The organism is Nostoc sp., from assembly GCF_036919495.1.
In the GTDB taxonomy this organism is placed as follows: domain Bacteria; phylum Cyanobacteriota; class Cyanobacteriia; order Cyanobacteriales; family Nostocaceae; genus Nostoc.
This window is the reverse complement of sequence record NZ_JBALBZ010000136.1, coordinates 13,897-29,309: the sequence shown is the minus strand read 5'-3', so window position 1 is coordinate 29,309 and position 15,413 is coordinate 13,897. Positions and strand designations below refer to the sequence as shown.

The following is a 15,413-nucleotide window of genomic DNA, read 5'->3' as shown; positions in this document are numbered from 1 at the left end:
GTCGCGGATGCTTTGAGGCTAACAAGATAATATTTTTAACCTCTAATTCCATTTGGTTTGCGTTCTCTCATATCGCTTTTAGTCTAAACTCCAGTCCAAAAATATGATGTCCTCTTCTTGCCATTTTGACTTTCCTCCTCGACCCGGTAGTTCCCAAAGTCCTTCTAGACCTTTGCTTTTCCAGTTGTGTAAAACTTCTCTTACCGTTTGTAGAGTCAAATTAAAGTGAGCAGCTATTTTTTCTACATACCAGCCATGTGCATTTAGCCTAATTATTTCTGCTCGATCTTTTACTTTCTGTGGTACTTCCGCAGTTCTTAGCTGTAACAGGGTTCTGTCTTGCTCACGAGTCAAGAATATCCTTAAACGAGCGCCCATATATTAAGTCACCTCGGTAGATGCATTCTCCGTATTTACTTATCTTTACATAGGTTGGTTTTTTCATGCCTACCTACTTACCATGCCTCGGATGTCACCTGAACGGCTAAACGATATTTGTCAATTTCTTGATTGTCAACCTGGAGACTTACTGATTTATATCCCAGATAACGATGCGGAGAAGGCGGAAAAAAATCAACAGAAACTAAGTAAGGGAATCAATATAGCAAAACATCAACTTCCTAAAACTGATAAAGAAGTAACTGAGGATATTGCAGCATAAAGCGATCGCCCGCCGCCAAGCAATGCGATCGCCTGCTCAATCCGTTAACGACAAAGTGAGCTTATTATAATGCTGACATATTTTTGGGCAAACACCCTTCAGTATCTCCTCGGTTCACTTTGGTTAAACTGCAACACCTTAATTTTCAAGCATTTACCATAGTGGGCAAGAAAAATGCTGACACTAGAACCAGAACAAACAACAGCACTCGATTACAGTGTTGTCAACACCAGCATCCAGGAAACCTTCACCGCCATCGATAGGTTCGAGTGCTTCGCGGTAGATCAAATCCTCCAGATGAGGGAACAACACCTTTACCTGCAAGCTGGATATAAAAACTTTGAAGAATACTGCCAGCGTGAATTATACGCCTGGGGTGGATACCGACGAATCAACCAACTGCTAGGGGCAAAGAAAGTCATTGACACGGTTGGCGAGTTGGGGGGACACATCAAAAATGAGCGTCAAGCCCGTCCACTACTACGGTTAGTCAAGGAACCAGAGAAACTAAAACAAGCTGTAACGATCGCTCTCAAAGATAACCCGTCCCCTGGTGAATCAGACTTTGCGGCTGCTGCAAATATTGTGGTTCCTCAACTTCCACGCAAAAAGCAATCTACTCAGGAACCAATAGTTCCCAAAATTCAAGAACCAGTGGTTCCTCAAAAAGCTATTGTCACAGTTTCACAACAGTCACACCCAAGGTATGGAGAAGAGGGAACCATCGAGGCAGATGCACCAAATCATTGGCAGCAGATTGTCACTTTTGCTGATGGCGAGAGGTTGTTGATCAACAATGCTGATTTGGATGCCCCAAGCGTTCCATTCCCCAGAGAGCGCACTTACCCCGCAGAATATACGGAAGTGATCGCGGCACTTAAAGAGCAACACAAGCAGGAACTAGAGCGACTTTCCCAGGAATTGAGGATTGGTTTGCAAACAGAGGCCACAGCCAAAGCCGAAGAACAAGTGCAAGAGCAAATCCAATCTCTGCAACAACTATTCAAGCAACAGAAAGAAGAAAATATCCAGTTACAGCAACGGCTTTCGGAAATGGAAGGGTTGAGAAAGCTGGAGGCTGAGAACCAACAGCTTAGGCAGCGTATCCAAGATTTGGAAAACGCGGTTGAGCAACGCCCTTCTCAACAGTGGGGAAATACTATGACCGAGCAAGCGACCAAAGCGTTGAATAAGCAGGTGAAACAGGCGTTAGAGCAGACAATTGATCTGCGATCGCTAGCTGTTGAACCACCCAAGGAAAATGCTCAGGAATGCTTACGACTCATGGGTATGGCGTTGAAAAATCTCGCCAGTGCCATGAACAATACCCAAGCGTTAGAGGCTGCGGCGATAATCCTGGGGAGTGAACCGACACCAACTGCGATCGCAGTTGGTGTCGAACAACTAGAAATGCTGCCCCAAGCGGTTAGTGACATTAGACGGGTGTTGTCAAAGCCTGGATGTACGTGGCAGGACTATTGGGCAGTAGCGCTACGCAAACAGACGGATGCAGAGAAATCGATTAGACCACACTGCAAGGTATCGATTGAGGATATTAACTGGGTTCGTCAGCAGCCTCCATCTGTGCAGCAGCTTTGGTTAGATAGCGTGGCGGCTGAACAATTTGGGGGTTCTGCCCATAAACTCGATACTAACCTCACTTACAAATCTTTTCAAAAAGCAGGGGCGGCGTTGACTGCCCAAGGATTATTTCAGTTTGAGGAAGTGTTTGGTCGCTTGCCCTCTGGTAGACCAGGACTGATTAGCTACCGTGTTCGTAACTTGCACGGTTATTACAATCGCTTTTACTGGGAATCGTCCACCTCTGGGGAAACCAATTCTTGTGACGAGAAAGCCGTCCACGCCGGGGAGAAAGTAAACCAGCTCGGACGAAATGAAAATCACCCCAAAGTGGAACAGATCCACGCTGATTTGGAATCATTCCAAAAGAATGGTCAAAAAAGTGAGGATTTGCAAGGGTTCCAAAAACCTAACAACGTTTCTAACTACCTGTTAACTACCTACCAACAACCTTAGTTGGTTGTTGGTAGGTAGTTGGTTCTGACGCGCCAACTGAAAATCCGCGTGTTGAGGAAACGGCTCATGCGCCCTTGAGGGGCGCGTCGCCTTCACGTATCGAAAGCGCGTCAGAACTTGAAGAATTGCCTGTGACAATGGACTGTACATCGCTAACGCTTGTGGATGATGCACCAAATCAATCTGCTTTGTTGATAGGAGAAAGCTAGGACTGTGGTGTTGAGGCGACAATCTTTCATGAAGGTACTGGTTTTGCCGCGCCCGTCGCTCAAAATGAAAAATCATTCAATTCTGCGATCGCTAATCAAACACAGGGGCAAGCAGAACAAAGTAATTCCGCTTTGTTGTCGGGAGAAAATCAAGATTGTGATCTTGAGGCGAGGGACTGTCATGTTCGCGCAGCGTCTCGTAGAGAAGGTACTTGTTCCGCCGCGCCCGTGTCATTAAATCAAAGTGAGATATTTGAATGGTTGGATAGAGCAAATCTTGGAGAATGCCCCCCATTGTGGGTAATTCAATATTTGCTAGACAGCAAGTATTACGCCAGCATGAGGGCAACAATCAGCAAGTTTGAGAAGCAGTGGAATATATCTGTAGTCAATTATCAGGTGCAAAAATCTAGTGATACCATTTCACGAAAAATCTGATACAGATGTAAGGCGTGAAAGCTTTGCTGCATCTAATTTTTTTAATTGCGAATTGCGAATTGGTATGAGGCATTGTTTACCGCCGAAGGTATCACCATTCGTGAAGTACGTTCTTTGCGACTAACAGACGATACTTGGAAGAAATTAGGTATTGCCTCTGAATGCTTAGGATTAACCAGGGCAGATTATCTAGAGGAAATAATTAAAAGGGATCTTTCACCATGTAATACATGGAGCAACTCAGAACATATTCCAAGTATTACACGGCATGAGGTGGAATTAGACAGACTAAAAGCAAAAGTCCAAAATCTTCAAAAAGAAAATTCCGCACAGAAGGAACGCTCCGCCGTTACTTTTATTTATGACATTGTGGATTTTAATGCGATACGCGATCGCATTTTATTTAAATTAAAGTTGGGGCGGCAGGCTTCTGGTTATAAAACAGCGCAAAAAGCCTTAGATAAAATGATTGCAGAGCTAAAATTTTTGGTTGACAGTCTCTAAATCACCCAAAAAGCTATTTCTAAGGCAAAATTTAACATCTTCCAGACATCGTGCTTCCTTTGCCAATAATGTAAAGAAATATTTCGCCAACAGCATCGGTGCTAAAACTGTTGCAAGAAGTCACTATTTCTCCAAATTGATTGGCTTTTATCACTTTTTAATGTTAAGCAATATTTCGCCAACAGTGTCTTCGCTATATTTACCCCAATTGGTCCCATTGCTTGTTACCTTTAGCACCAAATTTTAATTACTGTAACGTATATGCCGCGCTGTTTCTTAAAGCCTTGTCCAGTAAGCATTTCAAGACTTAACGGGAAAAGTCAGCTTTAAGACAGGGTTCATTTTTAGTGCATAAGTTGGGCGAAAATACTTCTATATAAGTTATGTAAGAGTAAATGCACTTCTACAGAAGGAATCACCGCTTTTATAGATATATTTTGATTGATTTTTGAGAAAAGTTGTTAAATATTCCCTATTTTTGCCATCAGTCTAATTAAAGTAAATTCAAGGCGTATTTGTATATGAGCCTCAAGGACAAAATTGAAGATATTTTCCCCTTAACGCCTCTACAACAAGGTCTTCTATTTCATTCTCTCTACGAAAGAGAATCGGCTGTTTATTTTGAGCAGTTAAATTGCCGTCTTGAAGGTAATATCTCTGTAGATACAGTGAATCAAGCATGGCAGATTCTTATTGACCGTCATGGAATTTTACGCACTGCTATTGTTACCAAAGGACAAGCCGAACCAGTACAAGTAGTCTTTCGCAATATTGTTTTCAAAGTTGCTGAAAATGATTGGCGGGGTTTGAGTACGTCCGCACAAGATAAACGTCTGCTAGAATTTCTTGAAGAAGACCGACGCAAAGGATTTGCTCTCAATCGTCCTCCTTTACTGAGGGTAATATTGATTCGCCTTGATGAACAATCTTGGCAATTTGTATGCAGTTACCATCATTTATTGCTTGATGGTTGGTCGATGCCCCTGCTGATGCGTGAGTTCTTTCTTTTACATAAAGCTGCTTGCGAAGGTGTAAAAATATCACTGCCGCCAGTTCGTCCATACAGCGACTTTCTTGCTTGGTTAAAACAAAAAAATTCTCATGAGGGAGAAGCTTTTTGGCGTCAAGAACTCAGAGGTTTTCAGCAAACAACCAGCCTGGGACTAAAGTCTGCTAAATTCGCACAAGAGGCTGACATTGCTGATGACCAGACCAAGCAAAGAACTCTCAGCCAAGAAATTTACACACAACTTCTCGCGTATGCTCGTCAAAATCAAGTAACACTCAATACCTTAGTGCAAGCGGCTTGGAGCATCCTTTTAAGTCGGTATAGCAGCTGCGATGAAGTTGTTTTCGGAATCACCGTATCAGGTCGTCCGCCTGAATTACCAGGTTCTGGGGAGATAATTGGTTTATTTATTAACACACTACCCTTGCGTGTGAAATTAGATGCTGCTTCTAGCTTGAAGCATTGGTTGCAGGAACTGCGCGATCGCACCTCGCAAATCAATCAATATTCCTTCAGTAGTTTGGTAAATATTCAAGGGTGGAGTGACATTCCCAGAGGACAACCGTTGTTTGAATCGATCGTTGTCTACGAGAATTACCCAGTAGAAGAAAATCTGCATCAAAATCAAGGCGAAATTTCGGTTCGTTCGATTGAGACTCTGGAAAAAACCCATTATCCTATCACCCTTTATGCGTTGCCCAGTGAAAATTTGACGCTTAAAATTGCTTTCCAAAAGCATGTTGCTAGTGACGAAGAACGCCAACAACTGATTGATCGACTGGTGCAAATTCTGGAAAGATTTGCTGATCAGCCAAAGTTTATTGGTGATATCGGACTGTTGAGCAAAACTGAAGAAAGCAATTTTTACAAGCAAGCCTGCGGTGAGAGCAAACAGCATACAACAGGCACAGTACAGGAATTATTTAGCCAACAAGTTACTCTGACTCCCAATGCACCTGCGGTTCTCTCAGGTACAAATTGGCTCACCTACGAGGAATTGGAACGCAAATCTAACCAATTTGCCCATGCACTGCGCGAACTTGGAGTCACGAGGGAAACATTGGTTGCAGTATGTCTGGAGCGCCACGCTGGGTTGCTGGTCGCGCTTTTAGGTATTCTCAAAGCTGGCGCTGCTTACGTGCCATTAGACCCTGCTTTCCCGCGCGATCGCCTTGATTTTATGCTTGCGGATAGCGGTGCAGCGCTGATTGTTACAGAGAATACAATTGTTTCCCAAATTCCCCAAACATCTGCAAAAGTTCTGTTGCTGGACAAAGAAGCTCAAAGCTTATGGCAACAGGCAGATACAGCGTTGCCTGCCATTGCCGGTAATCAGCACTTGGCTTATGTGATTTATACTTCCGGTTCCACGGGACGACCCAAGGGAGTACAAATATCACATGCGGCTCTAGTGAATTTTCTTTTGAGTTTCAAGGAGAAACCGGGACTTTCGGCTGCTGATACCCTTGTTGCAGTTACCACCTTATGCTTTGACATTTCTATCTTGGAGTTATTTCTGCCGTTGATTGCGGGAGCGCGGTTAATTGTGGCAGACCAGCAAACAGCACGGGATGGATTGAAGTTAGCGCAATTGCTGAAGCGATCGCAAGCAACTGTGATGCAGGCAACTCCGACTACATGGAGGCTGTTGCTAGCTGCTGGCTGGAAACCAAACAATGCTTTCCGCGCTTTCTGTGGTGGTGAGGCAATGCCTGTTGATTTGGCTGCCTCTCTCCTGAATAATGGCGTTGAGTTATGGAATTTTTACGGCCCCACCGAAACCACAATTTGGTCTGCGGTTAATCCAGTTAAACAAGCCGAGTCCGCGCTTTCGATTGGTCAGGGCATTGCCAACACTTCAGTTTATATTTTGGATCAAGCAGGTCATCCGCTTCCTAAAGGGCTTGTCGGAGAGTTGTTTATTGGCGGAAATGGACTAGCACGGAATTATCGCAGAAAACCCAGTCTCACCGCCCTAGCATTTGTCCCCAATCCCTTCTCTCAAGAGCCAGGAGAGCGGCTGTATCGCACCGGAGACTTAGGACGTTTTTTATCAAACGGTGAAATTGAGTTTCTTGGGCGATCGGATTTCCAAACAAAAATTCGCGGTTTCCGCATTGAAATTAAAGAAATAGAAGTGGCGATTTCCGAGTTTCCCAGTGTGCAACAAAAAATTGTTGTGGTTGACTCTGGCGAAGACAACGAAAAACAGTTGGTTGCTTACATAGTTTGCGCTCCTGGTACAAAACCGACAATTGAAGCACTGCGGAATCACCTACAACAGAGACTTCCAGATTACATGGTGCCGTCGCAGTTTGTTTTCCTAGATAAATTTCCCCTCACACTCAACGGCAAAATTGACCGCAAGGCGCTTCCCAAAGCTGAAATTAACAGAGAAAATCTCCAAGTTGCCTTCGTTTCTCCCCAGACTCCTGAAGAACAAATCCTCACAAAAATTTGGCAAAAAGTCCTGCGGGTAGATCGAGTTGGACGGTTTGATAATTACTTTGTTTTAGGTGGAGATTCTATCCGCAGCATTCATGTTTGTTCTTTGGCAGATGAAGCTAATTTTAAGTTAACACTAGAGCAAGTTTTCTCTCATCCAGTGCTGGCAGACTTAGCTGCATCAATGCAAGCAGAAACAACAAAAATTGCCCACGAAGTTATTCACGAAAAACCGTTTGCGCTGATAGCAATTGAAGATGGAGAAAAACTTCAGGATGTTGCACAAGACGCTTACCCACTGGCTCAACTGCAAGCCGGGATGCTGTTCCATAGCGATTTTGATGAAGATGCAAAAACTTATAATGACCTTTTCAGTTTCCGAATTCGGATACCTTTTGATTTAAATATTTGGCAGCAAGCTTACGCACAAATGTTTGACAGATACCCGATACTGCGGACGGTATTTGATTTAGGAAAATTCAGCCAACCGCTTCAGGTAATTCTCAAAGAAGTGCCAACGCAAATTTTATTTGAAGATTTAACTTCTCTGCCAGAATCGAAACAAGAAAATTATCTGAATTCATTCATTGAGAAAGAACGTGGAAATGGATTCGATTGGTCAAAAGCACCATTGATGCGATTCTACATTCATCTTCTCGATCGCAATATCGTGCAAGCAACATTTGCTCTGCACCATGCGATCGTGGATGGATGGAGTCTGACTAATTTCATCACCGAATTCACAGGTTTATACCTGCATCTCATCGGTGCTAAAGTGCCTGTACCCCAAGCTCCCCCTGTACTGCAATACTCTAGATTTGTCGTTTTAGAACAAAAAGCTTTAACTGACGATTCGCAGCGATTATTCTGGCAAAAGCAACTTCAAGAAATCCCCTTTACCCAACTTCCACGCTTGAACGGTGCTGTTCGCCAAAATGCTCCCAGGCGGATGGCAAAAATTGATACTAAACTTCCTACGGAAATCTCACAATCTCTCAAGGCAGTCTCGAAACAGTTAGGTGTACCTCTAAGAACTGTATTGCTTGCCGTTCATATACGTCTGCTTGCCTATTGTTCTGGAGAGAAGGAAGTTGTAACTGGATTGGTTAGCAACGGACGCCCGACAGAACCCGACGGCGACAGAGTTTTAGGACTTTTCCTGAATACGCTACCATTTCGCCTAAAACTTCCTCGCGGTTCTTGGATTAACCTGATTCAAGAAACATTTAGCGCCGAACAGGCAATAATGCCCAACCGTCGTTTCCCCTTTGCGGAAATTCAACGGATGCACGGTAATCAACCGCTTTACGAAAGTTCATTTAACTTTGTCCACTTCCACGTTTATAAAGGACTTCTGGGTTTGCGGGATGTAGAGTTGATTCAAGCGCAATCTTTCGCTGAGACTAATATACCCTTTAGCGTCAGTTGGAGCGAAGAAGTTGATTCTCCAGATTTAGTATTTAATATTACGTATGATAGCAGTGAATTTAATGACGAGCAAGCTGCTGCTTACGCCGATTATTGTGTCCAGATGTGTGCTGCACTTGCTACCAATCCCCAAGGTAATTTTGCCGGATATGAGGATGTAGGGATACTGACATCTAGCACCCAGATGAATATAACCCCCTCCCTGGTTGCAGAGATGGAGCTAGAGGGTGGGGTTCCCGGACTGGTGCATGAGATATTTGAACAACAAGCTGCAAATTCCCCAAACTCCCCTGCTGTTACAAGTGATAGCGAAACTTGGACAAGTCACGAATTAAACCAAAAAGCAAATCAATTAGCTCGGATTTTACGGAGTCGCGGCATTGGTGCTGATAAACCCGTGGGAATCTGTCTGGAACGCTCTTTGTTGATGGTTGTGGCGATTTTGGCAGTACTCAAAGCCGGCGGGTGTTATGTGCCTATTGACCCCGATTATCCCCCAGCCAGGATTGAAGGGATGCTTGAGGATGCCAAAGCTAGTATTATCCTGACTCGCTCTGATTTGGGAGACAACCTTTTTGATAATTCCTCTGCACAGTTGCTATTTTTAGACGATTATTCTGAGTCAATTGCCGCTCAATCTTCAGAAAACCTAGAAATTCCAATTTTAGGCGAACATCTAGCCTACATAATTTTCACATCCGGCTCAACTGGACGGGCGAAAGGAATTGCCATTTCTCACCAAGCGATCGCTCATCATATGGCTTGGTTCTTGGATATATTTGCTATTAATAATTCCGACACAATTTTTCAAAAGACACCATTTAGTTTTGATGCCTCGGTGTGGGAATTTTGGGCGGCTTTGATGAGCGGTGCAAAACTCGTAATCGCCAAACCCGGAGGACATCAAGACAACGCCTATCTTGTGGAAACTATCAAGCTAGAAAATGTCACCATTTTGCAAGTAGTACCCACCCTTTTAGAAGTTCTGGTTGCTGAACCAGGATTATCGGAATGCTCCAGCCTGCGTCTAGTCTTTGCAGGTGGGGAAGCACTGAAAAAACGCCTATGGGATGAATTTAATCGCACACTTTCTATTCCCTTGATAAATCTTTACGGCCCAGCAGAAACGACTATTGATACTATTTTCCACCGTTGTCGAGAAAGGGAAAATACCGTTACTATCCCGATCGGCGATCCAGTACCCAACACTAGTTTATATATTCTTGATAGCGATCGCCTGCCCGTACCCATAGGAACACCAGGGGAGTTGTTTATTGCTGGGCCCCAATTGGCTCGCGGTTACTGGGAACAACCCAAACTTACCGCAGAATACTTTTTACCAGATCCATTCTCCTCAAATCCCGGTTCGCGGATGTACCGCACTGGGGATAGAGCTAGATATTTAATGGATGGTAAAATCGAGTTTCTCGGTCGTCTAGATACACAGTTAAAAATACGCGGCTTCCGCATTGAAACCAGCGAGATTGTCAAAATTCTCGAAAGCCATACTTGGGTAGTGCGTGCAGTAACCAAAGCGATTTCCTATCCCGACAAACCTACCCGTCTGGTTGCTTATGTGGAATGCAAAGCATCTCCAGAAAACTGGCAAGAAATATTGCGTTCCCAGGTACGAAAGGCTCTGCCGGAATACATGATTCCATCGCTATTTGTCAGTTTGGATAGCTTCCCCTTGCTACCCAATGGCAAGATCAACCTGAATGCCCTACCAGATCCGCAGTCAGAAGATACAGCAGTCAGAAGAAACTATGTCGCCCCTCGCAACGACACCGAAAATATCCTGAAAAACATCTGGCAAGAAGTACTGCATGTATCAAATGTCGGAATCGAGGATGATTTCTTTGAACTCGGCGGAGACTCTATCCTCTGCCTGCAAATCATCGCTAAAGCCCGTGCTGTTGGTATCCACTTTACCCCGCGAGATTTGTTTAACCATCTCTGCATTGCAGAACTTGCGACTTGTGTCAACATATCGCCAGCAATTCCAGCTGCTTCCTTTATTCCTGTAGTGGGCGAGATACCGCTAACGACGATACAGCAATGGTTCTTCGAGCAGTCATTACCTCATCCAGAACACTGGAATCAGGCGATTTTGCTAGATTTGAAACAAAAGTTTGCGACTGGGCAGGTGAGAACTGCTTTGGTGCAAATTGCCGAAAGTCACCAAGCCTTTAGCTTAAGATTCCGCAAAACAACTAAGGGGTGGACGCAACAGTTAGTAGATGATGCCAATATTTTAGGCTTTGATGTCATTAACCTGACGAACCAAAGCTCAGAAGAATTGTCTGAACGTTTGCAAGCAACAGCCAGCGAGTTTCAGGCGAAGCTAGATTTAGAAGGCGGGCCTTTGTTCCGTGCCGTTTATTTTCAGACAGATGAGAATACAACAGATAAGCTGCTGCTAATTATCCATCATTTAATTGTGGATGGTGTTTCATGGCGGATAATTTTGCAAGACTTGGCTATTTCACTCACCGCCCCCCTTGCAAAACAGGAGAATCTCAGCGCCAGTTTCCCACAATGGGCAATGCAATTAAATTTCCTCAAACAAAATTCTCTTTGGGAGCAACACTTACCTTTCTGGGAGATGCAACAGGTAGAAAACCCAACCCTACCTTTGGATTTTCCCGAAGAACTGCAAAATAATAAAGAAAATTCTGCCGCCCAAATTGAGTGCAATTTCAGCAATTCGGAAACTGAGAGTCTGCTTTACGAATTTCCCCGCACACGTAAAGCACGCATTCAAGAAGTACTACTAGCGGTTCTTCAAGACGCGGTGACAGAGTGGACTGGTGAATCAAAGATGGTTGTCGCCCTAGAAAGTCACGGACGGGAAAATCAATTTACTGAAGTCGATGTCTTTAATTCTGTAGGCTGGTTTACCTCTATTTTTCCATTCAAGCTGGAGAAAAGAACAGACGACTTGCTGGAAAATCTCCAAACTGTAAAAGAACAGTTGAGAAAGTTACCTGATAATGGATTTTCTTACGGAATACTCCGTCAAAAACCAGAATTAACCCCCATTCTACCGAAAATACCCGTAGGAATTGTCTTTAACTACCTTGGGCAATTCGATGATAATTTCCCAGAAGCAGCACCCTTTGTTCCCTCATCAGCAGACTCAGGAATTTCTCGCAATTTAGAAGGGATGCGTCCCTTCCAATTGGAAGTGACTGGTTTGATAGTCAACAGCCAACTACATATTCGGTTTGTTTACAGCAAAGCTTTGCATCGTGAAGAAACAATCCGTCGTTTGGCAGATAGCTTTTACAGAGGTTTTGTCAAGCTGTTGGCAGAAAGCCGAAGCAAACCACAGAATTGGACACCTGCGGATTTCCCCCTCGCTGCTGTGAATAACGAACAACTTAGCATTGCTTTAGCGGGAACTTCTGGGGTAGAAGATATCTATCCCCTCGCCCCAGTTCAAGAGGGAATGCTTTTCCACGCCAACTACGAATCTGAAAACGGCGTTTACCTCCAACAGGTGACTGGTGAAATTCAGGGAGATATCGATACAGCAGTCTTCCACAAAGCTTGGGAACATTGTATCAACCGTCACCCTAGTTTGCGTGCTTCGTTTGTGTTGCGCGATTTACCTCAACCGCTTCAGCGAATTCACCAATCGGTAAATTTACCTTTCGTTTGGGAAAATTGGTCTGAACTTACGACCGATCAAGCAACAATTAAATGGACGGAACTCTTAGAAAAAGACCGCCGACAAGGTTTTTCTTTGGAGACGGTTCCATTGATGCGCTTGACTTTAGTGAAGCTTGAGGAACAGAAATGGCAATTTTTGTGGACTCACCATCATCTGATTTTAGATGGTTGGTCATTACCTCTGGTTTTGGGGGATGTTATCGCCAGTTACAACGCCGAAAAACAGGGACTTCAGCCCAACTTACCCAGACCACCAGTTTACCGTGATTTTATTGCGTGGCTGAGAAAAACAGAATCCACAGCAGCAGAATCCTTCTGGCGTCGGGAACTCAACGGTTTGCACCAAGCAACTACCCTCGGCTTCAAGTCAGCCAAAACCTCTGATTATCAAACCCTGCAAACAACTCTGGGCAAACAGACTTACAGCCAACTGGTGGCATTTGCAAGAGAAAATCAGGTAACACTTAGTACCTTAGTCCAAGCTGCTTGGAGCATTATCTTAAGTCGATATAGCTTTTCTAATGAGGTTATTTTCGGTGTCACCGTGTCTGGGCGTCCTCCAGATTTAGCTAATTCCGCAGAAATGGTTGGTTTATTTATTAACACTTTACCATTGCGTGTAAAATTAGATGCCGCCACACCATTAAAGAATTGGTTACAATATCTGCGCGATCGCACCTCGGAAATCAACCAATACTCATTCAGTCGGTTGGTGGATATTCAAGGGTGGAGTGAGGTTCCGCGAGGACAACCGTTGTTTGAATCCATCGTGATTTACGAGAATTATCCTGTAGAAGCAAGTCTGGGTCAAAATGTTGGCGAACTAACGGTACATTCGGTTCAGTGTTTGGAAAAAAATCATTACCCCCTCAGCCTCTATGCTTTACCCTCTACGGAAGATTTAACGCTCTCTATTGCTTTCCAAAACAATGTCGGGGATGAACAACAGCGCCAACAATTAATCCAGCAACTTGCTGAAATTCTCCAAAGATTTGCCCAAGAGCAACCGCAATTTGTTGGCGAAATCGGACTACTAAGTAAAACTGAAGAACGGGATTTGTCCACAAAAGCCTTCTTCCAATCCAAAGTTTATCCATTTGCCCCCCTACAAGAACTTTTCAGCCAGCAAGCTGCTGTAACTCCTAACGCTCCAGCAGTTCTATCGGCAACAAAATCTCTAACCTACGCAGAATTAGAAAGCAAGTCGAACCAAGTCGCCCAGGCGCTACTTCAATTCGGAGTCACAAAGGAAACATTGGTTGCAGTCTGTCTAGAACGGCACGCAGGTTTGCTCGTCGCACTTCTGGGTATTCTGAAAGCAGGAGCCGCCTATGTACCATTAGATCCATCCTTCCCACTGGAAAGATTGGATTTCATGCTTGCGGATAGCCGCGCCGCCGTAATTATTACAGAAGATACTCTTTTAACCAAAATTTCAACAACATCTGCGATCGTTCTGTTGCTCGACGAATGCGGGAACCCCGCTTTTCAGGAGAGGGTCGATCGGGGCTTAATGCCAGATGTGAGCGTCACAATTTCCCAAAAGCCAGACTTGCCCAACAGCAAATCCTCTAGCCAAGATTTAGCTTACATAATTTATACCTCTGGCTCTACTGGAAAACCCAAAGGCGTACAGATATCTCATGGCGCACTCACCAATTTACTCTTGAGCTTTTGCGATCGACCTGGACTTGCCGCAACTGATACCTTAGTAGCAGTTACAACCTTATCCTTTGACATCTCAATGCTGGAACTATTTCTGCCATTGATTGCCGGAGCTAGGCTAGTTGTGGCAGATCGGGAAACAGTACAGGATGGATTTAAGCTAAAGGAATTACTGAACGCAACCCAAGCAACTGTAATGCAGGCAACACCATCTACATGGAGACTGTTGCTTGCCGCAGGTTGGCAACCGAAAGCTAGTTTTCGTGCTTTGTGCGGTGGTGAGGCGATGCCCGTTGATTTGGCAGCATCGCTCCTCGAAAAGAAAATTGAACTGTGGAATGTTTACGGCCCAACCGAAACCACAATTTGGTCTGCGGTTAACCCTGTGAAGCAACCAGAGGACGCTTTGTCCGTTGGGTGCGGGATTGCCAACACATCAATGTATATTCTTGATAGCGCACTAAATCTAGTGCCTCTCGGAGTTATTGGGGAACTGTATATCGGTGGAGCCGGACTAGCTAGGGGTTATCGCGGAAGACCAGATTTAACTGCTGACCGATTTATTCCCAATTTATTTTCCCAAGAACCGGGAGAGAGGCTGTATTGCACTGGTGACTTAGCCCGTTTTCTGCCCAACGGCGAGATAGAGTTCCTTGGTCGTTTAGATTACCAAGTCAAAATCCGCGGCTACCGGATCGAACTTGGAGACATCGAAACCGTTTTAGAAAATCATCGCAGCATTGCCCAAGCAATTGTCCAACCCTTTGGGGATGGTTTAAACAAAAAACTTGTGGCTTATCTTGTCGCTAAATCCGATGTCGAAAAACCCACCCCCAAAACCCTGAGGGCATACGTAGTGGAAAAACTACCAGATTACATGGTTCCTGGTGCTTGGGTGTTGTTGGATGCCATGCCTTTGACACTCAATAATAAAGTTGACCGACGTGCTTTACCCGCACCTTCTCAACTTCGTTCTGAAGTCGATTACATAGCGCCCAGAAATGCCATTGAATCAGCCTTGGCAGAAATTTGGCAGGAGATGATGCACATATCTAGGGTAGGAGTAAAAAATAACTTCTTCGACCTCGGTGGACATTCCTTGGTAGCAGCGCAAATACACGCTCGCATGAGAAAAGCATTCTCCATAGAACTATCATTGCGAGAATTATTTGATGCCTTAACGATTGAGAAAACCGCGCTGCTTTTAATAGCAAAAGAAACTTTACCAGGGCGTACTGAAAAGATAGCGCTAGCATTTTTACGGATGAAACAGATGACACCAGAAGAAAAAACCAGACTTCTGCAAACGAAACGCACTAAATCCTAACTTGTAGATAGGTTG

Annotated in this window: 7 protein-coding genes; 4 read left to right on the top strand and 3 right to left on the bottom strand. The window is 44.4% G+C overall.

The window, feature by feature from the left end:
- Nucleotides 1-78: 78 nt before the first annotated feature.
- Entirely contained in the window at nucleotides 79-378 is a 300-nt protein-coding gene (locus V7K25_RS19130) for a helix-turn-helix domain-containing protein (RefSeq protein WP_335160089.1), read from the bottom strand.
- Between the two features lie 91 nt (nucleotides 379-469).
- On the opposite strand from V7K25_RS19130, the gene V7K25_RS19125 reads away from it, so the two are divergent.
- Both V7K25_RS19125 and V7K25_RS19120 read left to right on the top strand, forming a co-directional pair.
- Nucleotides 470-661, top strand: a complete 192-nt coding sequence (locus V7K25_RS19125) for a helix-turn-helix domain-containing protein (protein WP_335160088.1) — start codon at nucleotides 470-472, stop codon at nucleotides 659-661.
- A 174-nt stretch (nucleotides 662-835) separates the two neighbouring features.
- Complete coding sequence (locus tag V7K25_RS19120; RefSeq protein ID WP_335160087.1) at nucleotides 836-2,698, top strand: hypothetical protein; 1,863 nt, start codon at nucleotides 836-838, stop codon at nucleotides 2,696-2,698.
- On the opposite strand, the gene V7K25_RS19115 is transcribed toward V7K25_RS19120, so the two are convergent.
- Together V7K25_RS19115 and V7K25_RS19110 are read right to left on the bottom strand one after the other, a co-directional pair.
- Entirely contained in the window at nucleotides 2,675-2,983 is a 309-nt protein-coding gene (locus V7K25_RS19115) for a hypothetical protein (protein WP_335160086.1), read from the bottom strand. The genes V7K25_RS19120 and V7K25_RS19115 overlap by 24 nt on opposite strands.
- A gap of 15 nt (nucleotides 2,984-2,998) precedes the next feature.
- Nucleotides 2,999-3,202, bottom strand: a complete 204-nt coding sequence (locus tag V7K25_RS19110; protein WP_335160085.1) for a hypothetical protein — start codon at nucleotides 3,200-3,202, stop codon at nucleotides 2,999-3,001.
- A gap of 215 nt (nucleotides 3,203-3,417) precedes the next feature.
- Here V7K25_RS19110 and V7K25_RS19105 point away from each other — a divergent pair, with 215 nt between their 5' ends.
- Nucleotides 3,418-3,849 (top strand): hypothetical protein, encoded by a 432-nt coding sequence (locus V7K25_RS19105; RefSeq protein WP_335160084.1) that lies wholly within the window; start codon nucleotides 3,418-3,420, stop codon nucleotides 3,847-3,849.
- A gap of 521 nt (nucleotides 3,850-4,370) precedes the next feature.
- On the top strand, nucleotides 4,371-15,398 hold the full coding sequence (locus tag V7K25_RS19100; RefSeq protein WP_335160083.1) for an amino acid adenylation domain-containing protein: 11,028 nt from the start codon (nucleotides 4,371-4,373) through the stop codon (nucleotides 15,396-15,398).
- Nucleotides 15,399-15,413: the final 15 nt, after the last annotated feature.